This is a genomic window from Bifidobacterium sp. MSK.13.1, from assembly GCF_019131435.1.
Classification (GTDB): domain Bacteria; phylum Actinomycetota; class Actinomycetes; order Actinomycetales; family Bifidobacteriaceae; genus Bifidobacterium; species Bifidobacterium pseudocatenulatum.
In genome coordinates, this window is record NZ_JAHOMM010000002.1 from 206,442 (window position 1) to 230,236 (window position 23,795).

Here is a 23,795-nt window from a genome sequence, read left to right on the forward strand (position 1 = left end):
GACGCCATGCCCCACCCCGCCATGGCCTTGGACTGATGATCGGGGTCATGGCGGGAACAGCGGGTTGCCGCCGAGGATTGTCAAGGAGCCGAACATGCCTTTGGAGAACACCGATGCCGAAGAGCGGATCACACGGGAAACGATGATCGGATGGATCGAGCATTGGGGCGAATCGTATGACGACGTGCGACCCGATGACGGTGCCATGCGGCTGGCGAACCGCATCATCGAATACAACGCGGCGACTGAAACCATCGAGGCGTTGCGGAACCCCGATGCCGTGTACGACGAACTGGCATCCATCCTCCAGCCGGTGCTCTCCTCGATGGACGGCACCTATTTCGCGGGCTCCGAATGGTTCGCCGGCGAAGTGGACCGCATGGAAGCGGACCGCATCAACGGGGAGCAGCCGGAAGAAACGGACGGCCTGGCCTCCGAAGAACCCCGCATCCCGTTCATCGTGGAGAGCGAGGCCACAGCCGCCGATACGGACGAACCGCCGTTGGACGAGCTGATCACCGCAGCCACACACGAATATCTGGACTCAGGCATGACCTACGACGGATTCTCGGAACATGTGCGCACCACCTGGCGCAACGCCGCCGCCTACGACTGGTCGAAGCTCATGGCCGAACCACGCTCCACGGGCGAATGGTCGTCCGACGCGAACCGGCTCGCCGTATTGGGCGTGATGATGCAGTTCGCGCCCGAATCAACATGCATGATGATCGCCAGCGACATACTGGCCGAGAACGCTCCCCTATCCCTTCCGGCATTGCGCGAACGCATCAATACGCCGGACGGCATGGTGAACACCGACCTGCTGTTTTCCCGGCTGATCGACAACGGCACCACGCCCGATCCGGCGCGCATCGACATGGCGATGGGGATCCTCGGCCCGTTGGAGGCCAACGCGCCGACGGACGCCTGCTACCGGATCATCGGCCTGAAGGCCATGCTCAGCCTCGCCATGGGCGACGGTGAGAAGGCGCGGGAACTCGCCGAACAGGCCATCGGCTACGACGCCTCGGACCGGTTCGCGTCAAGCGTGCTCGACCGTCTGCCGGAAACCGATCCCGCCATGGAGGCGGCGAACGTGTGGGAGAACGGCGGGCATTTGGGGCGCTGACGTAGACGCCGTACCCCGCGATGCCACCGGTCCGGCCGGATGATGGGAGTCGCCGCCGCCATTGAAGGCGCTGGTATTCCCCGAATGAAAGGACCATCATCATGCCACAGTCAATGCAAGTGGTTCGCGGTCTCCTCGCCGCGAACCCCGATTACTGGCCGGCGAAAACCAACGCGGACGGCACCACGAGCTCGGCGTACCTGCGCGCCACCGTGTATGAGGACCGCCCGCGAGTCCGTCAGAAGGACGGCAGCTATACGGACAATCCGCTCGGACCGGTGAGAACCACCGTGAAATTCTGGGGCCAGGCTGCCGAGCTCCTGCACGGCATGGATTTCCGCCAGGGTGACGCCGTGGTGGCGACCGGCCGCATGGGCGATCCCGACGCCTTCATCAGCCAGAAGGACGGTAAGGCATACGCACGCCCGGTCGTGATCGGCGATTCCATGCAGATCGATTCCATCGTGTCCCAGCGCATCCAGCTCGCCCGCGAACGCAAACGCCAGAACAAGGAACAGGCCGGTGCCGTGGCCGATGCCGGGCGAACGGATCCATGGACGGACCAGGTTGACGCCTCGCGCGGCGAATACGTTGGCGACGGCGTTCCCCGCACTTTCAACGGCGAGCCCTTCGAACCGCTGTCGGGCTATCCGACACCGGGCGCGGCACCCGCTCCGGCGGACCCTGCGGCACCGGATTTCCTTTCCACCCCATCCGATTTCACGACGGGCAACGCCCGCTAGCCATGACGCAAGCCCTGGCGCATCGACGGCGGGACCGCTTCCATCGGTTCCGCCGTCATGCTTGAAAGGAGAAATGAATCTTGGCCGACGTCGATCCGAAACTGCAATCGAACCGAGTGAAGGATCTGGGCGGCACGGTCCGTCCCAGCCGCAAGATCGAACTGGCGATCATCGTCGCGGTGTCCCTGATCCTCACGACGTTCGCCCTCGTGTGCTCCCATGCGGGGCATCCCTTCCAGATCTTCGCGCTCATGTACCTGGTCTCCGGCCAATGGTCGCTGACCGCAGGCCAGTGGGCGCTGGCCGTGGCCGTGCTCGTCGTACTGGCCGTGGCGTGCGGCGTGGGCGCGTGGCTGATCGCCAGCAAGGCCGTGCCGTGGGCAACCGGCGCCAAGGCACGCACCCGCGTGGACGTGTACGCGCCTGCCATGGGCCATGGCGAGGCCGTGGAGAAGGTGACGCGCCAGCGCGCCGAGGCCATGGCGTCAAGGCTCATAGAAGCGGACCGCTACCGCAAGGGCATGTCGCCGGGATATCCGCTGGGGCTCAACATCGTGGACAACACGTCGATGTACACCAGCTGGGAGGACATGGCTATCGTTCTGGCGGGCCCACGTTCCGGCAAATCCCTGTGCTACGCGATCCCGGCCGTGCTCTCGGCACCGGGCCCGTGCCTGGCGACCTCGAACAAGGGCGATATCCTCGACGTGACCGCCCCGATCCGCAGGCTCGACCATCCGAACGGCGAAATATGGACGTTCGACCCCGAACGCATCGCGGACCCGAACCGGAAGAGCGCGCCGTGGGTGTGGGACCTGATCGCCTCGGTGCAGTCCATCGCCGACGCGAAACGCATCGCCGACTGCTGGCGTTACGCCTCGGGCCAGCCGCAGACCGGCGGCGACGACTTCTTCCCCGGCACCGCCGCCCAGCAGCTCGCCGACTACCTGTTCGCCGCGCATCTGGGAGGCCGTTCCGTGTCCGACGTGTTCAGGTGGTGCTCCAACGAGCGCGACACGTCGCCGGCCGACATCCTGAGCGAATACCCGCGCTACGCGGGCATCGCCTCGCGCGTGTCCAGCGTGATCGCGCTGACGCCGGAAACCCGAAGCGGCGTGTTCGGCAGCCTTCAGACCATGGTCGCGTTCCTCGCGGACCCCGAGATCATCGACTGGATCGACCCGCACCGGGATACGAATGGGAACATCGACGAGCGGCGCGGCCTGTTCGACCCCTACGAGTTCGCCACGAGCGAGGACACCCTGTACCTGCTTTCCGCACAGGGCCGGCCCTCGACCGCGTTGACCGCCAGCCTGACGGCGGTGGTGGCGTTCACCGCGTTCCAACGCGCCCAATCCGAGTTCACCGGCAACAACCGCCGTCTGCCGGTCCCGTTGTGCTGCGTGCTGGACGAGGCCGCGAACATCTGCCGCTGGCCCGAACTGGCGGACGTGTACTCGTATTTCGGTTCGGCGGGCATCCCGATCATGACGATCTGGCAGAACCCCGACCAGGGCAGGGCCGCGTTCGGCGAGACGAACTTCGGCTCGCTGTTCAACAACGCGAACATCACCGTCTACCTTGGCGGCATCAAGGACGCGAAGTTCCTCGGCGAGATCAGCCAGCTGGTGGGCCAGAGGGAGATCGTGCGAGGCAGCGTCAACATCGACGGCAACGGCCGGCGCAGCGTGAACAACTCGATCCAGAAGGAGAACATCCTCGACGTTTCCGACCTGACCGAATGGCCCGTCGGCCGCGCGCTGCTGCTCGCATCCCAATCCCGAGCGCAGATCGTCAAGACCCTGCCATGGACGGGCAACAGGCAATGGGCCGACGCCCTGGCGCAGGCCAAGGCGAAAGCCCGAGAAGAGCAGAGAAAGGCCGCATAATGAGCGAACACACCTCGAACACCACGTCCGGCCCTGATGGGGAGGAATGGGAGCGCGCGGTCGGTGCCGCCAGGACCCTGCTGTCATCGGACTGCGGATGGCTGGAACTGTTCACCCGCGCCATCCTGGAGGAGAAGGGCGTGCCTTACGGCAAGGGACTGCCCAACCCCGAAGCGCCGCACATCCCCGAGGACAAGGAGATCGAAGAGGAAACCATGCCGGGCCAAGGCGAGCCGACGCCGACCGCACCCGAGGTGCCGGCAGGCCGGCACGCGGCGGAACCCATCCGATCCGGGATTCCGGCCGATGCCGGGGAAACCGGCAACGGCTACGAGAACCCGCCGGAAGACGCAACGGACCGTGACGACACCCCTCCAAAGGCCGGTGCGGAGGAATCCGACACCCGTATACTGCCCGCGCAGGAGGGGAAGACGGATCTCGGCCGAGACGAATCCGGCGACCTCGATCCCGCGCGGGCAAGGGACGTGTCCGGCCAGTTCGGCGCGCGAATGCGGCGCAGCGAGACCTACTATCCGAACCTCGCCGCGTTCGTGGAAAGGTTCGTAGCCAACGTGTTCTGCTACCACCAGAGCGCGAGCGTGAACATGCAATGGGTGAGCGACTGGTGGCGCTATCCGGCGCTCGTGTTCCCGCTCGACGCCATGTGGCGCGCCTACGAGAACGCGCGCAAGGCACCCGGCCAGATGATGATCTTCTACATCCAGGCGGCGTCGATGCTCGACCGCGTTTTCGACAAGGACCGTGGCATCGTCGCCAGCCTCGACTGCAAGCAGAATCTCACCAGGAAGGGCGAACCGCTGCCCTGCGAACGCCCGAACCGGGCATGGCGCGAACCGATCCTGGAAACGTTGTCGGTCCCCGCCGCAGGCGGCAAGGAAAACAAGGAAACCACCATCACGCCAACAAGGAGGAGAAACAATGGCTCAAACTGATCCCGAGGACGGCTTCGACCAGATCATGGTCCAGAGCTGGAACAGCGTCGCCCAGCAGCTGCGCACCCTGCACAACGAGCTGAGCGGCGACCGCGCGCGCCGCAGGGAACGCGCCGAACGCGCCGTCCAGAACGAACGCTACGAGCAGACCAGACGGCAGCAGCAATCCATCCGCCTCGAACAATGGGAGATGGACAACAGGGAACGCCTCAACAAGGGGTTCGAGTCCACCCTGAACGCGACCGTGCTTGCCGACGGCGACGGCTGGAGGAAGATGCGCGACTCGTCCCTCTTGCAAGGATGGATGGTCGCCGACCAACTGGAGGGCAACGACCCCGGCTACCGCAGGCAGATCATCGAGGCGAAGGCCCGGCTGAAGGACGAATGGTCGAAACGCCACCCGGAAACGCACATCGACGCCGCAGCCGACCAATTGACCAACCACGTGAACATCACCTACACCGACCAGTCGCCCGCGTTGCAGGCCACCCTGAACGCCTTCAACACGGCCGGCGTGCCCGTGGACCTGCAACGGGTGGAGGACGCGCAGGCGTTCCAGGCCGCGCACGGCGACGACGCCACGTTCTTCGTGGACTCGCGGCTCACCGGCCAATGGACGGGCTACGACCACGACAGGATCGTTGACGCCGTGATGTGCGCGCCGGTCAACGGCGTGGACGACGCCGCCTCCCGAATCAGCTTCCTCAAGGACCAGGGCCTGCCGGAATCCTCGCACGCGGACAACAAGGCCACAGGAGACGAGCCCAGCACCATAAGCGAGGTCGAACGCACCGAGAACGCTGACGCCGCGCCAATCGTCGAAACCCCCACACCCGTGCGGGAGCATACGAAGCCCGCCGCCGATGAACGCAAACCGGCATCCGGACCCGAGCCCGAGACCACGGGAGGCGGCGACCTGACGACCGGGGAGCCCGACGGATACGAGGAACCGCCACTCGACCTGAACGAACCCGAGGAATGGAACGGGCCCGACCCGTTCGGCGAATACAGTCCCGCCATGGAATCCTCCATGAACCCCACGGACCAGCCGATACCCGACCAGGCCAACGTCTCGACGCCGCAGATCCTGCAACCCGAGACCAACGGCAACGCACGCTGACGCCGATGCCGGCGCACCCCTTGCCATGAGGTTCGTGGGGTGCGCCGGCATCGGATGGCCGTATCATGGTGTCAACGGCTTTCGGAACCGGAAAGGACGAGCATGGCACACGTGACGTTGGATCTGTCGAAATATGATGCCCTGACCGCCTACAAGGGTCTTCCCGACGAGAAGGAGGAGAACCCGGCGCGGTTCTTCCCCGACACCTCGTCGGTCCGCCGTTGCGTGCGCGAACGCATGTCCGTCATGGGTCTCGACGCCGCCGAACTCGCCAGGAGAGCCGGGGTCCCCCTCTCAAGCGCCGAAGAGCTCGTGGAGACCGGTCTGACCTCCATCCGCTACGTGTACAGGATGTTCGACCTGCTGCACATCCGCACCGAAACGCTGCCGTCCGCCTACGCGGGGAGACTGCTGTGAGGGAACTGCACGCCTGGGAGAACGGGCATCATGTGGGCGTGTTCTCGGAAGACGACGAGGAGCGCATATCGTTCGCGTACGACGCGAACGAGGGTCTGCCGATCAGTCTGAGCCTGCCCAGAACCGGCGGATGGAGAGACCAGGCACCGCGTAACTTCCTGGACAATCTATTGCCCGACAATCCGAACGTCCGCCAGGCCATGCGTGAGCACCTGAATGCCTCCTCGGCCGGCGTCTTCGATCTGCTGGACCGGGTTGACGCCACCGGCGGACTGGTGTTCTCCCTCTCCCCGGAACCTCCAATCCCATCGCCGACGCTTCGTCTGATCTCCGATTCCCAGATAGCCAACGAAATCGACCGCATCGAGCGGACCAGGAACTACTGGTGGGACGAGGACAGCCACTGCCGGTTCTCCTTGGGAGGGGCGCAGGGCAAGTTCACACTGTCCCGCGTGGACGGCAAGTGGTATTGGCCGGATATGATGCTGCCCTCCACCCACATCGTCAAACCGAAGCCCCATGACCTTCCCGAGGCGACCAAGGTGGAACTGGCGACGATGCGATTGTCGGAACTGTGCGGCATCGACACACCGGCACGCGGCGAGATCACGGCGCAGCGCAAGACGGCCTATATCGTGGAACGGTTCGACCGTCGCCTGGAGGAAGGCCGAATCGTCCGACTGCGGCAAGAGGACTTCCTGCAAGCGTTGGGATTGCCGACCCGCGACAAATACGATCCGTCGGCCGATGACTGCCTGGATCTCCTGCAACGCATCGATGCGTCGGGTTCCCTGTCCTACCGGTGGCTCGAAAGGCTGGCCTTCAACACGTCGTCCGCCAACAGCGACGCACATGCGAAGAACTATTCCCTGATCCTCGATCCCGCATCGGGGATACGCCTGTCTCCCCAGTATGATGCGGTCGCCACCAGGTATTGGCCCGAGTTCAATTGGGAACTCACCATGCCGTTGAACGAGGATCACGCCTTCGCGGAGCACACCACGCCCCAGGATTGGGAGGATCTGGCGACACGTCACGGTCTCGATGGTTCGAGGGTGGCGGATATGGCCCGGCGTATGGCGGGGAAGGTCCTCGCCGGCATATCCGAATCCTGCGAGGGCCTGGACGCGCGGATGGCCGATCGCCTGAACGCGTGCTGGACGAAGGCGAACGAGTCCATCGAGCCGATCATGCCGGGAGACGAGCCGGCGAACTCTCTCGATCCAGCATCGGCTTTGCCCGATTCGCTCGGTTTTCCTTCCTCGGGCCGTACCATCTGAGCTTTTTCCGGGAAGCGTCCTAACGGCGGGGCCGGTTCTCCTCGTCAGAGGCGACCATGCTCCATAGACCGTATTCCGGCGCGATTCCGTAGCGTTCGCGCAGCATGTCGAACGTGTGCAGGCCCTCGCGCATCGCTGCCCGGTATTCGTCGTCGTCCGCCGCGTTGTTGAGGCTGGCGGCGATGCAGAACGCTTCGGATACGAGGCGTTCCATGTCGTGCGTGGACAGGTTCTCCAGGTGCCGTTCGCGTCCGTCATCGAGGAAGGGCGGGCGGTTCTCCATCGCGGCGCGCCATTCCTGGACGGCGAGGCTGCGGCTTCTGGCATCGTCCGCCCAGTCGTCGCGCAGTCGTTTCAATCGCATGTCGTCGCCGAGCTCGAAGGCGTTGAACCGTTCCGTCCACCCGTCCGTGCTGCGCCACGTGATCCTGTAGCCGACCACCTGGCCGGGGTCGGTGAACGAGTCTTTGGCGGTTCCCCTGCGCAGCCTGGGGTCGATGGAGAAGCCTTCCCTGCGCACGCGGCGTATGAACTCGTCCTCGCTGCGCGATGCCTTGGCGCACGCCTCCACGATCCGGCCGACATGCTGGCGCGGCATCGTTGAGGCGGCGACCGCCGTGACGAGCCGGCTTCTCTCGTTGCCGTCCAACGCATCCCATCCCTCGTCGTCGCCGTACTCGTTTCGCGCCTTCCATTCGGCCCATTGACGCCATTGCCCATACTGCCAGCTGACGCGCGTGCCGGTATCGGAACGTGCGAGCTCGACCAGTTCGGGGCGCGTCTTCTCCATCCGCCTGCATGATTTCTGCGCGTTGATCCGGTCGTGGAACGGGTTTATCCACCCGTCATCGGCGGCGAGCTGCACCATGATGTGCACGTGGTCGTTGCCGTTGGCGGACAGTCCGTGGCGGACCGCGAGCCATGTGACGCCCTGATCGTCGTCGCCGTCGATGATGTTCATGCGCGTCAGATAATCGCGGATGACGGCCTCCCATTCCTGGTCGGTCAGTATTCCCTGCCCGGCCTTGATGGCGAGCGAGCAGTGCCACACGCGCTTCCTGCCATGCTCTCGTTCGGGATTGTTCTTGCCTCGCATGTCGGGCGGGAACGGATCGTCCTTGCGTTCCCTGACGCGGTAGCGTCGGTCGAACCTGCGGCCTATCTCCGCATACGACGCCGCCGGCTTGCCATCCATGTCAAACGAGGGAAACATGTCGCCGCTCGCGCACACGAGATGCTGGTCGGTGTGTTCATTGCGCCGTCCCTTGCCGAACAGGTAGCGCACCAGGCCGGCCGGGTCCGAACCCCTGACGATATTCGGTATCATACGATGATTCTCCGCCCGCGCGCCCGGCACGGCGGCGCATGGCGTCTATGAGAGATATGCGCCCTTTGCCGGCACGGCCACTTCGATAGAATTATCGGAAACGGATAAGGAGCTTTGATGGAACCGGTGAGGAACGATACGACGACGGATAGGCGCACGGCCGTGGAACTGGCGAAGCGGCTGCTGGTCGATTCGATCTGGCGCACCGCCAAGATCGAGGTTGATGGCGTCACCTTCCCCGACACGCAGGAGATCTTCGACGGGCGCGCCCCCGAGGGCATGAGCGTGGACGATATAGTCACGGTGAACAACATCAAGCGCGCGTGGAGGTTCCTGCTCGAGAACATCGACTATCCAGCCGATTGGCAGTACATCCGCGAATACAACCGCATCATCGGCGAAGGCCGCGTGCGCGACGCCGGCCGCTTGCGTGAATACGGCGTGAGGATCGGCGGCACGGGATGGGTGCCGGAGATCCCCACCGTCGAATCCCCACAGGAAAGGGTTCGCGGCATCCTGGAGGAGTCAGAAGGGGAGGACACTGCGATGCTGCTGTTCGGCGCGGTCACGCGGGGACAATGGTTTTCGGACGGCAACAAGCGCACCGCGCTGATGGTTGCCAACCACCAGCTCATACACGACGGCATCGGCATCTTCTCGATCCCTCCCGAAGACAAGGCACAGTTCGTCTCTATGCTCCTGCGCTACTACGAGACGGGCGACTACTCCCGGCTCTCCGATTGGCTCTCACAGAACGCCGTCGGCCATGTGCCCGGCGGGCTGACTTTGGCCCAATCGTCTGGGGTCGCGGAAAAGACGAATGATGCCGTGAACGGGATGGGCATCGTGCCCGGTGTTCCCCTCGACGGCCTCGATGGAGGTTCCGGCTTACTGAGGTGACGGTCGTGGCGTCCGGGGGAAGTGTGCTCCCGAACGCCACGGGATTATTTACGCGATGATTTCGCGGGGTGTCGGGCCGCGCCCTTCTCATGTGCTATCCTGGGTTTCTCGGGAATCGGAGGAACCGTATGAGTGAGATCAGGATAGCGGATTTGTTCGCCGGCATCGGCGGCATCCGCATGGGAATGGTGCAGGCGCTGGGCGATGCCGCGCACGTGGTGTATTCGTCCGAGTGGAACAAGTACAGCGTGCAGACCTATGAGGCGAACTGGCACGACGAGAATCCCGTGGCCGGCGACATCACCAAGGTCGACGAGCATGACGTTCCCGACATCGACCTGCTGCTCGCGGGATTCCCGTGCCAGCCGTTCTCCATCGCCGGCGTCTCCAAGAAACAGAGCATGGGCCGTCCCACCGGCTTCGAGGACAAGACCCAAGGCACACTGTTCTTCGACGTGGCGAGAATCATCAAGGCGAAGCAGCCGAAGGCGTTCCTCCTGGAGAACGTGAAGAACCTGCTCTCGCACGACCGTGGGCGCACGTTCAAGACGATATATTCCGTGCTGACCGAAGACCTTGGATACCACGTCACCTACAAGCTGATCGACGCGGCGGGCTTCGTCCCCCAGCACAGGGAACGCACGTACATCGTGGGCTTCCGCGAGGAGAACGGGTTCACGTTCGATGACGTGAAGCCCATCGCGCACGGCAACGTCGGCAGCATCCTCCTGCCCGCCTCCCAGGTTCCCGACAAGTATGTTCTGAGCGACAAGCTGTGGACGTACCTCCAGAACTACAAGAAGAAGCACGAGGCCGCAGGCAACGGTTTCGGATATGGCATGGTCGATGCCGCCACCGACCACACGCGCACGTTGAGCGCGCGGTACGGAAAGGACGGCAGCGAGATACTGGTCTCACGCGGCGAGGGAAAGAACCCTCGAAGGCTAACCCCGCGCGAATGCGCGCGACTGATGGGCTACCCGGATTCGTTCAGTATCCCGGTATCAGACACGCAGGCATACCGGCAGTTCGGCAACTCGGTCGCAGTGCCGGTCATCCGAGCCATAGGCGAGGCGATGAAACCCTACCTGTCCGACTGATTCGCCCGAGGCGTTTCCTGTCCGATTGGTCTATGCTCATGGATTATGAGCGATTACGGAAGAATCGGCGACTACATCGGCCCGGTCGCGGCCAAGAAACTATCGGCCGTCGATATCGACGCCAACAGCAGCAACCAGCACGAGTTCGGCGGCAACGACGCGCTCAGAAGACTGCTCGGCACCGGCGAGGACCGCAGAGCATCCCAAGGGCACGGCATACCCACCGCGCTCATGTACCTGAGCGACGATGACGCACCGGCGGTCGCCGACCTCGAAACCACATGGTACGACGCGCGGCGCAACAACCCGAACCGCAGCGCCGAATGGCGTCTCTACTACAAGGACTGCGAACCAATCCGCATGGCCCGCCCCGGCGACCTCATGTGCTTCGGTATGCTCAGGGACAATCGCCTGCTGATCATCATCGCACAGCATGACAGCACGGCCGAAGCCCAAGCCAAATGGCTCTTCGGCATCGACGACGAACAGGAGGGCGCGTTCCGCTTCCACGACAACACGGAACGTGAGCTGGACGCCTTCGGCGCGCAGATCTTCGAAGCTCTCGGCATCAACGTCGAAGTGCGGGATGACACGTATCTCCCCGAGATGATCGGCAGATGGGGATACAGGTTCCCCAGCAACGAGGAGTTCGCGGCCTTCTCCCAATCCTCCTTGACGGACGTGGACCCCACGCACGATGACCCTGACGACGTGGTGATCGAATACTACGACCGCAGCTACCTGCTGTTCAAACTCTATGAACGGGCGGTCATCCAACACGACTACGATGCCGCGCCATTCGTATCGGATGGCGTCATCGACGTTGACTCGTTCACTTCGTTCTACACCTCCGTGCGCAACCGGCGCATGAGCCGCGCAGGCAAGGTCCTCGAAATCCACATCGCCCACATCCTCGACGCGCGCGGCATCGAATACGAGGCGCAGGCCAAGACGGAAAACGGAAAGAAACCCGATTTCCTATTCCCCTCGCAAGCCGCCTACGAGGATCCGGCGTTCCCCGAGGAACAGCTGCGTATGCTCGCCTCGAAAACCTCCATCAAGGATCGTTTCCGCCAGGTCGCCGACGAAGCCAACCGGATCAGGGACAAACACCTGTTCACCCTGACTCCCGGCGACGTGACCCATCCCAAGCTCGCCCAACTCGATGAACTGCACATCCACCTGGTCATGCCCAAGGTAGTCAAGGAATCCTATGACGACCTGATCCAGGGAGAAACCATGACGTTCTCCCGGTTCATCGAAGAAATCCAAGGACTACAAGCGGACCGTCCTCAAAGCCTGACCCTTCTCTGACGGCCCGACGGGAGTCCTCCCTGATTTCGCCGACGGTTCGGCGACGGCGGCGACGCCGTTCCTGAAGTAGAATTGACGGAAAAGCAAGGAGCCACGATGGATGTTTCGATGATCAGACGGCCACAGGACTGGCCTTTCCCCATCCCGCAGATCACGGCGGAGAGCATAGACGAGCTGATCGACGCGCTGCACCGGGACGTGTCGGACTCGACTCTGAGCATCTACTACGACGCCGTGGACGGATGCAGCCGCGAGATGGAGAACGAGGATCAGGAGATGATGGTACGCGAGTACTACCTGCATGACGGATGGGCGGCGAAGCATGGAACGGGTGCGTGATTTCTCGCCGTATGAGTTGAAGGTCAGCGTGTATGACGGGGCCGCCGAAAAGCGAACCATGCTGATGGACGGCCACCTCTACATGGTCAAGTTCGGGTATGACGCCGCCCCGCAGGAGGAGCATCCCAGTCGTACCAGCTACGTCAACTTGCCCGTCAACGAGTATATCGGCTCCAAGGTGTTCGCCGCTTCGGGCATCCCCACGCAGGATGTCATTCTCGGTGATTACAAGGGCCGTTCCGTGGTGGCGTGCCGTGATTTCATGTACGAGATGGATCCGAACCTCATGCTGCTTCATTTCAAGCAGCTGGAAATCAGCATGCCCGGTGGAAGCAGCCGATCGAAGGCCAGGCCCGATTGGGAGTTCGTCAGCCAGGTCCTTGACGAACATGACGCGCTCGAAGGCATCCGCGCGCGGGCGCGGCACCGCTTCCTTCAGATGACATGCGTCGATGCGCTGATAGGGAACTTCGACCGCCACGCGAACAACTGGGGGTTCATAGCGGACAGAAGGACCGCGGATATTCTTGATCTCGCCCCCGTATACGACTGCGGTTCGTCACTGTCCCCGAGCCTGTCCCGTGAAGGCATGAGGGAACGGGTCGAGGATCCTCAGCAAATGCGTGAGGCGAACATGGCCGCACCCTACATGGCGATGAACGTCGGCGGCAAGCGACGCAAGTTCGCCTTCTTCCTGACCTCGGAGACCGCACGCCCCTTCAGGGCGGAGCTGCCGGAACTCTGGCCGCGCCTGTCCGAGGAGGTCACGGACCGCATCGTGGAGCAGACCCCCGGACTCGATGACCTTCAACGTGATTTCTATAAGGCCACGCTGGACGCCCGCCGCAAGTACGTGCTCGGACCCGCATACCGGATGGCACTCAAAGAAGCGGAAACCTCCACCGCCACCGTCGGGAACGACACCCTTGCGACCGACATCGTTCCGGGGATCCCGTTCCCTGGCCTTGGGGGAAACCCCGGTCTCCTGCACTGAGGACTCCACGCGGCTCACAGTCCGGGAAGGTCCTCGTTCTCGCCGTCAATCGTTCCCGGATCGTTCGATGACGGTATCAAGATGGTCGATTAGTTCCCGGCATTGCCGGACGGCGTAGGACGCCGATGCCTCGTCCTCGATGGTCGCGTTCATCTCCCTGTTCGCGTTGTGCGCGATCTGGTTGACGTTGCGGCCGATGCGGCGCAGCTGGTATTCGATCTCCTTGAGCGCCTGGACGGTGGGCGAATCGCGTTCCTCCTCCTTGACTTGCAGTCTCCCCTCCAACAGTTTCACAGCCTCGATGATGGTGAGGGAGACCGTCTGGTTCCTTTTCTTGGCGGCGGTGCGGATCATCCCGGCTTCCTCCTCGTTCACCATGAGATGCACCTGGATGGAGCGCTGCTCGCCCCCTCCTTTGCTGCTCCTCTTTCGCATTATTCCGATTCCTTCCTCATTGGCCTTCGGCACTCGGGTTGTTGCTTCAGCGCCGTAGGGCGCGGGAGGCTGCGGGCTCGGTTCATGTACATGAACCGTCTAGCTTGCTTACCTTCGATTTGATGGGCATCTCCATGTGGATGTCCATGGACATATCCATGTGGATGTCTATGGACGTGTCCATGTGGATGTCCATAGACGTGTCCATGTGGGTGTCCATGGACATATCCATATGAGCGCATAGGAAAACGCATGAGGGTGGATGATCGTTCGGGGTGATGCCTTCTTCCACGAATGGGAAGGGGCTCTTCCTTTTTTTGGAATGTCATCTTCCCGCATCCTTCGTCTTGAGCTCCTTGAGCAGCATCGTCGCGTTGTCGCGGATGCTCGCGTCCGTGAGCGGGGAGAGCTCGTCCGCATAGGAGCGGCAGAGGAGCGCGTACACCCGTTCCCGCACCCAGGCGCTGCGCGCGATGCCCAGCTTGAATGCGGCCCGGCACAGCATCTCGTATTCGTCGCCGGTGAGCATGACATTGAGCTGGCGTCCCCGCTTCAGCGGATGTTCGGGGTCGGGGTCGGTGCGGTACACGTCGTTCCAATCGGTGGTGCCGGGGGCGAGTTCCGTGTAGCTGAACGGCTGGATGGCGTATCTCACGAAACGGGATTTGGGTATGCCCGTCTTGGTGGAGGCCTCGGCAAGCAGATTGAACAGCTCCTGGTCCATGAGGACCCGGAAGGCGTGGCTGTATCGTCGCATGGTTTCATCGTCTCCTTGGTCGTTGCCGTGCCCGGCGCGGCATGGTGCGTCGGGCACGGATGGTTGGCGTTTGGTCAGCGGTCGAAGTCGAACGCCGTGCCGCGTTCCTTGTCGATGCGGATGGCCGCGTCGAACTTCTTCCCGGATTTGGATGTGAAGCCCTTCAGGGTGACGGATTGTCCCGCGAGGAGCCTGCGCGCGGTCTGGTCGGTGATGGTCTTGCCCGCGATGCGCGCGAACATCTTCCATCCGCAGCCTGCGGTCGTGGCCCACTTGCCGTCCTTGGTCTTCTCGGTCTTGTTCGTGGAGCATTGCCACATCCGGCCGGTTTTCCTGACCGGCTGGCCGCAGCGCGGGCAGTCGCCCCATTCCTGCGCGTCGGTGTTCGCGGTTCGTGTGACGGCATCGGCCTTGAGGTTCGCGGTCGCGTCGGCGGGGATTCGCAATGCCTCCCGGTGGAACATGTCCATCACCTCAGACGGGCCTCGTTTGCCGTGTTCCACGTCGGAGAGCGCCTGTTCCATCCGTGCGGTGAGCAGCACGTCCTTCAGTCGTGGCTCCACCACGTCGGTGAGGCGTTCGCCTTCCGTGGTGGCGTGCAATTGCCGGCCCTTGCGTTCCACGAGTTTGGAGCGCACGAGCTTTTCGATGGTGTCCGCGCGGGTGGCGGGTGTGCCGATGCCGCCGGAATGTGATTCGTCGTCATCGAGTGCCGCCTTGAGGTTTTTGTCCTCCACGCACCGGCTCGCGTGCTCCATCGCGGCCAGCAGCGTGGCCTCGGTGAACGGTTTGGGCGGCCGGGTCTCGCCTTCCTCGACCGTGACCTTCCCGACCGGGCGAATGACGCCGCCTTCCATGAGGTTCGATGGGATCACGTTCCTTCCTCCCGCCGGGTTCGCGGTTTCCTCGTCTTCCGGTTCGGGCCCGTGGCCGGTTTCGACGGCCTTCCATCCTGCGGATACGGTCTCGTCGGAACGACTGGAGAACTCCCTGTCGGTGTCGTCGGAAAGCCGGGCCTTCACCTCGGTGACGATGTGCACATGGTCGTCGCCCACGGCCTCCCACATGCGGCGCACGATGCGTGTCATCACCTTGCGCTCGTCATCGTCCAGGCCTTCCAGCTTCCCGGCGTCCAATTGCATGGTCGGCAGTATCGCGGTGTGGCCGGCCACCTTCTTGTCGTTGACGGCCAGCTCCGGGCGCGGGTGTCCGGGTATGCCCTCGCGGGTGACGAACCCTTGGGCGAGACGGCCGGATTCGAGGAGCGCCGTGAGCGTTTCGAGGTCGTCATGCGTGATGTACCGGCTGTCGGTGCGCGGATAGGTGGCGAGTTTGAGTTCGTAGAGGTGCTGCAACGCCTGGAGCGTGCGCGCGGCGGTCATGCCGTGCAACCGGCTCATGTCCTTCTGCAATCCGGTCAGGTCATACAGGCGGGGCGGCCGGTCGTTCACCCGCCTCCGGTTCACGGACATGATGCGGAAGCGGCCGTGTTCGGCTTGGCCGCACAGCAGCATCGCCGCATCCTTGCTGTCGATCCGTTCGCTGGAGAGCCGCCATCCGCCCATGTCCGCGATCACGGTCCAGAACGGCACCGGTTTGTGGTTCCTGATCTGCCGGTCGCGTTCCGCGATCATGGCGAGCGTCGGCGTCTGCACGCGGCCCACGCTGAACCGTGCGTTGTAGAGCAGCGAGTACGCGCGGCTCGCGTTCATGCCGATCAGCCAGTCCGCCTTCGACCTGATCTCCGCCGACCATGCGAGCCCTTGGTATTCGGATTCGGGTTTCATCGCCCGCCACGCGGCCTGGATGGCCTCCGCCTCCAGGCTCGCCACCCACAGGCGCAGTTCCGGCTTGTGAGAGCCTTCCATGTCCGCGATGCGGCGGAAGATGGCCTCACCCTCGCGGTCGGGGTCGCAGGCGTTGACGAGGCAATCCACATCCGTTCGGCGGATCAGCCGCACGATCTGCCGGTAGCGGGAGCCGGCACCGCGCTCCTCGCTGATCTTCCACCGCCAATGGCCGGACGGGTCCACAGGCAGCGTGTCCAGACTCCATTTCCTCCAATCCCTGTCCTTGTAGTCCTCGGGCATGGCAAGGTCGATCAGGTGGCCCTGCGCCCATGTCACGAGCAGCTGGCCGCACTCATAGCATCCGTCCCTTTGGACGGGCGCGGCGCACAACGCCTGCGCGATGGCCGTGGCGACCGATTTCTTTTCCGCGATGACGAGTCTCATTCGCGTTCCTTCCGATTTTCTGGATTCCTTGATTCTTGTCCGACATGCGAGGGCCGGCGCGGGAATCCCTTCCCGGCCGGCCCTGGATGGAAAGGCGTCGCCAAGGTCAGGCGGCGAAGCCGAGCAGCGGCGCGAACACGGCGGCGATGGCCAGCACCGCGATCAGCATGAGGATGACGCCGGCGATCCACGCGATGGCCGTCACCAGCGTGCGGCTCCAGGTCTGTCCGCCGGATTCCACGATCATCGGGCTGCCCATGCGTTTGCCGATGATCGCGCACACGCCCGAGGCGACCACGCACAACAGCACGAGCACCACCTGGAGCATCCCGTTGAGCTCGACCAGCCACGTCCACAGGCCCATGAACCAGCCGGCGAGCATAGAGAGAAACGATTCCATTGATTTTCCTTTCACCTGATTGGAACGACGCTTCCGATTCTCGGCCGCAAAACGGCCGGCCACGGGGCACGGCGTCTACACGCCCCGCCTTCCGCCATGGGGAATGTAGACGCCATGCCCCGTGGAACGCGCGACGGGAAGGCAGACTCGCCTTGACGGAAAAACGAGCGAAAGGAAGATCGTCGTGGCGAACAACCAGAACACCATGCGCGACATGAAACGCAGCATCCTCAAGGCGGTGCGCGACAGCCAGAAGACGAAACAGGATGCGATGGACGAGTACGTGGCGGCGCGCGTCAACATCAAATCATTGGAGGAACGTCTGGAAGAGGCCCGCGAGAAGGCCACCCTGCTGCGCAGGAAGGCGAAGGACGCGGGAAACACCAGCGCCGAACTGAAAACGGCGGACGACCTCATAGACGCGCGGTGGACGGGGACGGAAGACGGGTCGGCGGAAGACGGGTCGCCCGAAAACGCGGATCCGGGAACCGTGAACCCCGAGCGGGAGCATCCGGCCATGGAAGAAAACACGCAAGGCGGCATGCCGGGTGAGCCGAACCGTTGGGAAGGCGGTGAATCGTGAACCGGCCGGAACCGCGTCCGCTGCCGAAACCGCTGCGCGTCCTGTGCCTGTTCGTCGCCGCGCTCCTCGTGTGCTCGCTGGGCGTCATCGTCGCCAACCACCAGCCGTCAACGGCCGGCGACGACCACGGTTCCGCGACGGACGCGAAACAGGAGTCCACGGGCAAAAGGAAAACGGATTCGGGCCCGCGACGGTACGCCGGCCTGGAGGCGGCGGGAATCCCGGTTCCCGGCGACTGGTCTCAGCGCACCACCGCGTTCCCCGTTGACACCCACAAGGACGGCACCCGCACGCTCTCCGAAAACGCGGACGGCATCACGCTGCACAATGGTTCCGGCCCGATCGACACCGCATTGGAAACGGTGGACGCGCTGCTCGATCCAAACGGCAGCGACGACGAATGGCGCAAGAACGTGTTCGCGCTGCTCGGCGACGACGGTGCCGGGGAGAGCCATCCGGTCTCCGACGCGCCGCGCTGGTGGTGGACCCAGCGCCGCTTCCACGCCGGATCCGTATGCTCGGGCCAATACGATGACAAGTACGTCAACTACGCCTACACCTGCACCTCCGACGGCAAATGGGAGGGCTCGGATACGGATGCCATCCAGTCCCAGCCGTTCTGGACGACGAAGGAAACCAGCTTCCCGATCCCGGAAGGCGGCGGACCGTCATCCACGACGGATCCGCAGCAGACCGTCAGCCAGGCGTACAACACCGTGCTCTTGCCGATGGACGACGGCAACTGGCACGTCACCGTCTACTGCCCGGCCGCGCTCGACGCGTCATTGCTGGACAAGGATGCCAACGAGCTCGACCCCGATCAGGTGAAGGCCGGCGACGAGGCGTACACGGTGATCTCCGCCACCGGATACGGCACGGTCCAGCATCCCTGCCGGACCGTGGAGGTCGTGGTCGGCGGGCAGAAGCCCTTCTGGTCGCTGAGGAACACGCAATGAGCCGGGCCAGCCGCCATCGGATCCTCGCGGCCATGCTCTCGGCGTGCCTGCTGTCCCTGCTCGGCGGATGCACGCCGTTGACCGTGCTCGCGGTCCTCGGCGGCTGCAAGGACGGCGGCTCCAACGGATCGTCGGGAGGCGTCACGGGAAGCGTCACGACCGGCGAGGTGCGTGACGGCATGACCATCGCGCAGACCAAGGCGTGGTTCAACGGATCCGACGGGCCCGACAACGTGTGCCAGGCCTATCCGGACGGGCAATGCACATGGTGGGCGTGCATGAGAGGCCATAAAATCGGATTGGACGTGGGCTCCTACTGGGGCAACGGCGGCGACTGGGCCGCCAGCGCCACCGCCGCCGGATGGAAGACCACCCGCACCGATCCCGTGGCCGGCAGCATCGTCAGCTACCCGCCCGGCGTGGCCGACGCGGACACCCTGTACGGCCACGTCGCCGTCGTCGAGGCGGTCGACCGGACGGCCGGCACCGTGACCATCAGCGAGATGAACGGGCGCGGCGGCCTGGGCATCGTCAACCACCGCACGCACAGGATCGACGTCGGCGCGGTCTACATCCTGCCCAACGGCAGTGTGTCCACCAATGGTTCCGCCGGCACGGATTCCACGTCATCCGGTTCCGAATCGTCCGATTCGTCGTCATCGTCCGACTCGTCCTCCTCTTCGGATCCGGTGGAGGCGGCATGGACGTGCTCCAGTTCCGACTCGGGCTCCACGGACGTGGTGGTGGACTACGACGGCGACGGCACCCACGCCACGCCGGAACAGGCCCGGGCCATCGCCCGGAAGATGATCGCCTCGTACAAGGACTGGGGAGACGGCGACTATGACGCGCTCGTATGGCTGTGGAACAAGGAATCGGGATGGCAGTGGAATGCCACCAACCCGAGCAGCGGCGCGTACGGCATACCCCAGGCGTTGCCCGCGTCGAAACTCGCCTCCGCAGGAGACGACTGGAAGGACGACGCCGCCACCCAGATCAAATGGGGATTGAACTACATCGCCGGCCGGTACGGCAGCCCCAGCGCCGCCAAGACGTTCTGGCTCGCCCACAACTGGTACTGAGGCGGGACACGTAAAGGGACCGAGCATCAGATCTCGGCGGAATCATCTGCCCCGTAGACGCCATGCCCCGCGCGACCGCCCGTATGGGCTGATGATCGGAGCTATGCCCGCCGGACGGCGCGGCACCGATCATCCAAGGGAAGGAAGGACGCATCATGCTGATGGAACCCGATGAATACACGTCCCAGGAACGGGCCCTGACCGACAAGGCGAAGGAGCTGATCGAGCAGCACGAGCTCGACTGGGGCAACGGGGAATGCTTCATCCAACGCGACGCCGGCCACAGCGAACTGTACATGACGCTGGAGGCCCCCAACCACGCCACGGTCACGGTCACGGTGCCGGCCGAGGCGGACGAGAAGGGGCTGAGGCGCGCCATGGCGGACGGGCTCCTCGACTTCGACCCCGACGAGGAGTTCGACGAATGCTGGTCCCGCGAGTTCGCGGCACGCAACGGGTTCACGCCCTCCGGCTTCCTGTCCGGCCTCCAGGAAGACAAAGCGTATTTCGGTCTCCGATCTGAGGCGTTGCTTCATCCCGGTCAAAGCAACGCCGGGCAAGGCAACGAAACGATTGCGGAGATCCGCTGGACGGAGGAGGACCTTCGGCACTGGCTGAAGGACCATGACTGGCCCGACAACAACGAGAACATGGACGCGATGCGCGACATGATCTCGGCCAGGGAATTGCGGGACCGCAGCATCGAGGAGGGATGGGAGATCATCGACGCGATGGTGGACGACGGCCGGCTCGCCCGCAAAGACGAAGGCGAGAAGGCCGAAACGTCCGAAACCTACGATCCCGCGAACCCGGCCGACCCGTTGAGCATTGCCGACCCGTCTGCCTCGGCCGCAGCCACACGATAAAAGACCCGAGCGAAGGAGCATCATCATGGCCGGATTGAAGGACTACCAGATCAGCGTGTACGTCGCCAACCTGGGCAAATACGTGGAGGGCGTGTTGCAGGGCGCGTGGATCACGCTGCCCATGCCCGCCGAACGCTTGCAGGACACCCTGAAGACCGAGGTGGGATTGGGCGGCCGGTACGAGGAGTACGCGATCCACGACTACGAGGGCGGGGAAGGACTGCTCGCCACCGTGGCGAATCCCGGCGAATACGAGTCGCTGACGGACCTGAACCTCATGTGCCGCGCGTTCGAGGCGCGCGAGGACGACGACCCGGACGTGTACGAGAAGGTGCGGATGGTCCGCGACGATCTTGACGCGGCCCCGCGCACCCCGTTGCAGTACGCGAACCTCGCGTTGAACTCGGACGAGATCCCCTATCACTCTTATGATGCGCCGTTATGGTCGGACTCGAAGGAGGCGAAGTATGCCTGGACCGCCGTGAACCAGGGGTGGGCATCGGATGCCGTGTGGTCCATGTTCGATACGGGGCTCGGCTATCTGATCGATATGGAGATGTACGGCCGGGACCTCAAGCTCGACGGCGATGTGTCGCTTGGCGACAACGGCTATCTGGAGGACGCGGACTGGCCGAGCGATATCGACGGCCGGTACTCGCGCGAGGAGATCGCCGAGGAGGTCGAATGGCTGGATGATTTCGACGCGAAGACCGGTTCGCCGGCCGCGTTCGATCTCGCCTCGCTCGTCCAGCCGGGCGAACGCATCGCGGACTACACGATTTCCGGCACCGGCACGAACTGGGGAGCCCCCTCATACCAGTGCATCGTGGAGGAGGGTTCCACCGATATCCATGCCGCGCTTGAGGACACGATGCACCGGATCATCGACGCGCGCGCCGCTACTGGCGACGCCGTGGACGTGCTGCGCGAGACCATGGGCGCAATGCCCGCAGCGTCCGTCGGCGAAGACGACGGCGTGAGCCCGATCGACCTTGATCTGGGATATGTGCTGCCCGGTGCCGTCACCTCGTTCGCGGAACGCGCGCAGGCGTGCGACCCCTCGGACCCGCTGAATATGACCGATACGGCCGGTTCCGGCCTTTCCAAGTGAGAAAAGGCGAGCGAGATGGCCTTGACGCCTTTTGACATGGAGGGTGTGAACCGCGACCTGCTCGCGGCCGGGAATCCCGCCAAGCCCGACATGCAATCCATCCTGCGCAGGAACGCGCGCGATCTCGTGCTGGGGAACGCGATTCTGGTCTCTTCCGTCGATGCCAAGGAATTGGAGTTCGGCGTCCACATGGCGTATTCCGACGCGGACGGCGGCTTCGACACCGATCCGAGCGAGGACGTGTGGTTCGAGGCGTCCTCGCTCCCGATTCCCAATGAACGCCCTGATCTGCCTCCCGACAACGCGCTCAGGATCAGGGTCACGGACGTGCTGACCGAATACGGGTTCACGGACATTGACGTGAAAGCCCCGGACAGGACGCCGGAAGGCATCTGGATCGGTTTCGAGGCCATGCAGCCAGTCAGGCTCGACGTGACCTCGGCCCAGGAAGGGCGTTCCGTTTCCTTCACCCTGACAGCAGCCGAGGCCAACGATTGGCGTTCCGGCCGTCTCGACGCGCACGGCCTCTCACGCATGGCCGTCGAACGGGTTCTCGCCAGGCCGGGCGACACGGTGACGCTCGCCTACGGGGATTCGCTGTTCCGGCCGGCGGTGATGTGCGACGGTTCGGGAAGGCTTCCCGAGCATCGCGTCAAGGCCGGTATCGGCACGTTCGTCATCGGCCGTGAAAGCGAGGCGGTCATGCCCGAGATACTGCGGATCGACCGCACTGTTGACCCACGAGACCCGCTCGTGATCGAAAAGGCGTTCGGAAAGGAGAACGACATGGAGAACGGGAATGTCCCCGAATACTGGAAAGGCCTGATGGACGAGGCCGATCTGCCGTTGGCGGGCATCGTGCGCGAGCACGGCGGCGGGTTGATGGACTTCCACCGCATGAAGGGCATCGAACGCCTGACCGGTTCGAGTGACTGGGATTTCTACTCCTGGACGGTGGAAAATTACGACGATGACCTGCTCGACGTGTGCGAACGGGAGAACGCCGCCGACGTGCTCGCCGACTTGCAGGCATGGTGGAAAACGAGCCAGCCCGACATGCGGCAACACGTGGACGAGATGATGGCGGGCATCGACGCGGCCATGGAACCGCTCGACAAGCGCCTGTACGCCGCCGCCGAAAAGGAGTTCAAGGAGCGCGCGTTGGACCCGGACGGGGAATGCTACCAATTGGACGGCGGCACGTTCATCTCCCAGGAATCATTCGACGGCATCTGCGGCGACCAACGCGACCGCTACATGGCATGGAAGAACCAGGCCGAACCCGCCAGACTCGTGAGCGCATGGGACGACCCCGCACGCCTGGACCGGCTCGTGGGCGACCTGATCGACGCGGACGATGGCGGCGGATGCTTCTACACCGACGCGCAGCCCATCGACTACACGCAGGGCATGGATTACAGCCCACAGCAGCTGGCCGCAGACAGCGGGCTGGGAGATACGGTCCCGCTGGCGTGTGAGTCCAACGCTTCCTACAGCCTCGCGCACCACCCCGATATCAAATTCACCGCCACCGGGTCTCCCGACGGCAGAAAGGTGCTGGAGGTCTCGGTTCCCGGTTCCGCCCGTCATGCGCTGATCACGGCCAAACCCGGAGCGTTCGACGTGAGCCTGCATGACGAGCGCGGCATCGTGTCCGGCGAATCCTTCCCTTACGAGGCAAACGATTCCTGGACGTACCGGCTTTCCGGCCAGGCGTTGCGCGGCGCGCTGGACCTCGCCGTCGGCTGGGCCGACCCACAGGAAACGTCTCCTGAGACCGCAGGGCTCGACCTCGCGTTGGATGACGGCATGGAAACGACACACGGCCACTGACGCCGTACGGCAACGACGAACAGAACCAAGGAG

The 23,795-nt window shown here is 64.0% G+C and carries 23 protein-coding genes; 18 read left to right on the forward strand and 5 right to left on the reverse strand.

The window, feature by feature from the left end:
* Positions 1-94 precede the first annotated feature (94 nt).
* From KSY55_RS03635 to KSY55_RS03665, 7 genes are all read left to right on the forward strand, one after another.
* Entirely contained in the window at positions 95-1,129 is a 1,035-nt protein-coding gene (locus tag KSY55_RS03635; RefSeq protein ID WP_007056059.1) for a hypothetical protein, read from the forward strand.
* Between the two features lie 101 nt (positions 1,130-1,230).
* A complete protein-coding gene (locus KSY55_RS03640) occupies positions 1,231-1,872 on the forward strand; it encodes a hypothetical protein (RefSeq protein ID WP_007056117.1) in 642 nt (213 codons plus the stop codon).
* Positions 1,873-1,952: 80 nt separating this feature from the next.
* Positions 1,953-3,761, forward strand: a complete 1,809-nt coding sequence (locus KSY55_RS03645; RefSeq protein ID WP_217749521.1) for a type IV secretory system conjugative DNA transfer family protein — start codon at positions 1,953-1,955, stop codon at positions 3,759-3,761.
* Positions 3,761-4,714 carry a DUF4913 domain-containing protein gene (locus tag KSY55_RS03650; RefSeq protein WP_007054344.1) on the forward strand — a complete coding sequence of 318 codons (954 nt, stop codon included), beginning with the start codon at positions 3,761-3,763 and terminating at the stop codon, positions 4,712-4,714. Before KSY55_RS03645 ends, KSY55_RS03650 begins: the two co-directional genes overlap by 1 nt.
* Positions 4,701-5,834 (forward strand): hypothetical protein, encoded by a 1,134-nt coding sequence (locus KSY55_RS03655; RefSeq protein WP_118248918.1) that lies wholly within the window; start codon positions 4,701-4,703, stop codon positions 5,832-5,834. Before KSY55_RS03650 ends, KSY55_RS03655 begins: the two co-directional genes overlap by 14 nt.
* 102 nt (positions 5,835-5,936) lie before the next feature.
* Positions 5,937-6,251, forward strand: coding sequence for a hypothetical protein (locus KSY55_RS03660; protein ID WP_007056064.1), 315 nt, complete (start codon positions 5,937-5,939; stop codon positions 6,249-6,251).
* Entirely contained in the window at positions 6,248-7,531 is a 1,284-nt protein-coding gene (locus tag KSY55_RS03665) for a HipA domain-containing protein (protein WP_007056089.1), read from the forward strand. Before KSY55_RS03660 ends, KSY55_RS03665 begins: the two co-directional genes overlap by 4 nt.
* Before the next feature lie 19 nt (positions 7,532-7,550).
* Here the strand turns inward: KSY55_RS03665 and KSY55_RS03670 are convergent, their stop codons facing one another.
* Positions 7,551-8,858: a relaxase gene (locus KSY55_RS03670; protein ID WP_217749520.1), complete on the reverse strand. Its 1,308-nt coding sequence runs from the start codon at positions 8,856-8,858 to the stop codon at positions 7,551-7,553.
* A 117-nt stretch (positions 8,859-8,975) separates the two neighbouring features.
* Here KSY55_RS03670 and KSY55_RS03675 point away from each other — a divergent pair, with 117 nt between their 5' ends.
* From KSY55_RS03675 to KSY55_RS03695, 5 genes are all read left to right on the forward strand, one after another.
* Positions 8,976-9,758, forward strand: coding sequence for a Fic family protein (locus tag KSY55_RS03675; RefSeq protein WP_217749519.1), 783 nt, complete (start codon positions 8,976-8,978; stop codon positions 9,756-9,758).
* 128 nt (positions 9,759-9,886) lie between these two features.
* The gene (gene dcm, locus KSY55_RS03680; RefSeq protein WP_007057142.1) at positions 9,887-10,858 is read left to right on the forward strand and encodes a DNA (cytosine-5-)-methyltransferase; all 972 of its coding nucleotides are present in this window, start codon (positions 9,887-9,889) and stop codon (positions 10,856-10,858) included.
* Between the two features lie 45 nt (positions 10,859-10,903).
* Positions 10,904-12,172: a type II restriction endonuclease gene (locus KSY55_RS03685; RefSeq protein ID WP_007057143.1), complete on the forward strand. Its 1,269-nt coding sequence runs from the start codon at positions 10,904-10,906 to the stop codon at positions 12,170-12,172.
* Between the two features lie 96 nt (positions 12,173-12,268).
* Complete coding sequence (locus KSY55_RS03690; protein WP_008783295.1) at positions 12,269-12,511, forward strand: hypothetical protein; 243 nt, start codon at positions 12,269-12,271, stop codon at positions 12,509-12,511.
* Positions 12,495-13,505 (forward strand): HipA domain-containing protein, encoded by a 1,011-nt coding sequence (locus tag KSY55_RS03695; RefSeq protein WP_016462892.1) that lies wholly within the window; start codon positions 12,495-12,497, stop codon positions 13,503-13,505. The genes KSY55_RS03690 and KSY55_RS03695 overlap by 17 nt, the downstream gene beginning before the upstream one ends.
* Before the next feature lie 45 nt (positions 13,506-13,550).
* Here KSY55_RS03695 and mobC read toward each other — a convergent pair whose 3' ends face one another.
* The 4 genes from mobC to KSY55_RS03715 form a co-directional block, all read right to left on the reverse strand.
* Entirely contained in the window at positions 13,551-13,940 is a 390-nt protein-coding gene (mobC, locus tag KSY55_RS03700; RefSeq protein WP_100969398.1) for a plasmid mobilization relaxosome protein MobC, read from the reverse strand.
* A 325-nt stretch (positions 13,941-14,265) separates the two neighbouring features.
* A complete protein-coding gene (locus tag KSY55_RS03705) occupies positions 14,266-14,697 on the reverse strand; it encodes a ribbon-helix-helix domain-containing protein (protein WP_007052707.1) in 432 nt (143 codons plus the stop codon).
* Positions 14,698-14,771: 74 nt separating this feature from the next.
* Positions 14,772-16,931, reverse strand: a complete 2,160-nt coding sequence (locus tag KSY55_RS03710) for a type IA DNA topoisomerase (protein WP_217749518.1) — start codon at positions 16,929-16,931, stop codon at positions 14,772-14,774.
* A gap of 106 nt (positions 16,932-17,037) precedes the next feature.
* Positions 17,038-17,331 (reverse strand): hypothetical protein, encoded by a 294-nt coding sequence (locus KSY55_RS03715; protein ID WP_007054354.1) that lies wholly within the window; start codon positions 17,329-17,331, stop codon positions 17,038-17,040.
* Positions 17,332-17,515: 184 nt separating this feature from the next.
* Between KSY55_RS03715 and KSY55_RS03720 the strand changes: the two genes are divergently transcribed.
* The 6 genes from KSY55_RS03720 to KSY55_RS03745 all read left to right on the forward strand — a co-directional run bounded on the left by KSY55_RS03720 (position 17,516) and on the right by KSY55_RS03745 (position 23,762).
* Positions 17,516-17,914: a hypothetical protein gene (locus KSY55_RS03720; RefSeq protein ID WP_007057146.1), complete on the forward strand. Its 399-nt coding sequence runs from the start codon at positions 17,516-17,518 to the stop codon at positions 17,912-17,914.
* Entirely contained in the window at positions 17,911-18,870 is a 960-nt protein-coding gene (locus tag KSY55_RS03725) for a hypothetical protein (RefSeq protein WP_007052703.1), read from the forward strand. Before KSY55_RS03720 ends, KSY55_RS03725 begins: the two co-directional genes overlap by 4 nt.
* Entirely contained in the window at positions 18,867-19,952 is a 1,086-nt protein-coding gene (locus KSY55_RS03730) for a CHAP domain-containing protein (RefSeq protein ID WP_007052702.1), read from the forward strand. The genes KSY55_RS03725 and KSY55_RS03730 overlap by 4 nt, the downstream gene beginning before the upstream one ends.
* A 155-nt stretch (positions 19,953-20,107) precedes the next feature.
* A complete protein-coding gene (locus KSY55_RS03735) occupies positions 20,108-20,818 on the forward strand; it encodes a hypothetical protein (RefSeq protein WP_217749517.1) in 711 nt (236 codons plus the stop codon).
* A gap of 25 nt (positions 20,819-20,843) precedes the next feature.
* A complete protein-coding gene (locus KSY55_RS03740; protein ID WP_217749516.1) occupies positions 20,844-21,929 on the forward strand; it encodes an antirestriction protein ArdA in 1,086 nt (361 codons plus the stop codon).
* A gap of 15 nt (positions 21,930-21,944) precedes the next feature.
* Positions 21,945-23,762: a hypothetical protein gene (locus tag KSY55_RS03745; protein ID WP_065438643.1), complete on the forward strand. Its 1,818-nt coding sequence runs from the start codon at positions 21,945-21,947 to the stop codon at positions 23,760-23,762.
* Positions 23,763-23,795 lie beyond the last annotated feature (33 nt).

Excerpts from the sequence above, each read along its gene's own strand:
- KSY55_RS03635 (WP_007056059.1), top strand. The coding sequence starts at position 95 with ATGCCTTTGGAGAACACCGATGCCGAAGAGCGGATCACACGGGAAACG.
- KSY55_RS03640 (WP_007056117.1), top strand. The coding sequence starts at position 1,231 with ATGCCACAGTCAATGCAAGTGGTTCGCGGTCTCCTCGCCGCGAACCCC.
- KSY55_RS03650 (WP_007054344.1), top strand. The coding sequence starts at position 3,761 with ATGAGCGAACACACCTCGAACACCACGTCCGGCCCTGATGGGGAGGAA.
- KSY55_RS03655 (WP_118248918.1), top strand. The coding sequence starts at position 4,701 with ATGGCTCAAACTGATCCCGAGGACGGCTTCGACCAGATCATGGTCCAG.
- KSY55_RS03660 (WP_007056064.1), top strand. The coding sequence starts at position 5,937 with ATGGCACACGTGACGTTGGATCTGTCGAAATATGATGCCCTGACCGCC.
- KSY55_RS03670 (WP_217749520.1), bottom strand. The coding sequence starts at position 8,858 with ATGATACCGAATATCGTCAGGGGTTCGGACCCGGCCGGCCTGGTGCGC.
- KSY55_RS03675 (WP_217749519.1), top strand. The coding sequence starts at position 8,976 with ATGGAACCGGTGAGGAACGATACGACGACGGATAGGCGCACGGCCGTG.
- dcm (WP_007057142.1), top strand. The coding sequence starts at position 9,887 with ATGAGTGAGATCAGGATAGCGGATTTGTTCGCCGGCATCGGCGGCATC.
- KSY55_RS03685 (WP_007057143.1), top strand. The coding sequence starts at position 10,904 with ATGAGCGATTACGGAAGAATCGGCGACTACATCGGCCCGGTCGCGGCC.
- KSY55_RS03690 (WP_008783295.1), top strand. The coding sequence starts at position 12,269 with ATGGATGTTTCGATGATCAGACGGCCACAGGACTGGCCTTTCCCCATC.
- KSY55_RS03695 (WP_016462892.1), top strand. The coding sequence starts at position 12,495 with ATGGAACGGGTGCGTGATTTCTCGCCGTATGAGTTGAAGGTCAGCGTG.
- mobC (WP_100969398.1), bottom strand. The coding sequence starts at position 13,940 with ATGCGAAAGAGGAGCAGCAAAGGAGGGGGCGAGCAGCGCTCCATCCAG.
- KSY55_RS03705 (WP_007052707.1), bottom strand. The coding sequence starts at position 14,697 with ATGCGACGATACAGCCACGCCTTCCGGGTCCTCATGGACCAGGAGCTG.
- KSY55_RS03710 (WP_217749518.1), bottom strand. The coding sequence starts at position 16,931 with ATGAGACTCGTCATCGCGGAAAAGAAATCGGTCGCCACGGCCATCGCG.
- KSY55_RS03715 (WP_007054354.1), bottom strand. The coding sequence starts at position 17,331 with ATGGAATCGTTTCTCTCTATGCTCGCCGGCTGGTTCATGGGCCTGTGG.
- KSY55_RS03730 (WP_007052702.1), top strand. The coding sequence starts at position 18,867 with ATGAGCCGGGCCAGCCGCCATCGGATCCTCGCGGCCATGCTCTCGGCG.
- KSY55_RS03735 (WP_217749517.1), top strand. The coding sequence starts at position 20,108 with ATGCTGATGGAACCCGATGAATACACGTCCCAGGAACGGGCCCTGACC.
- KSY55_RS03740 (WP_217749516.1), top strand. The coding sequence starts at position 20,844 with ATGGCCGGATTGAAGGACTACCAGATCAGCGTGTACGTCGCCAACCTG.
- KSY55_RS03745 (WP_065438643.1), top strand. The coding sequence starts at position 21,945 with ATGGCCTTGACGCCTTTTGACATGGAGGGTGTGAACCGCGACCTGCTC.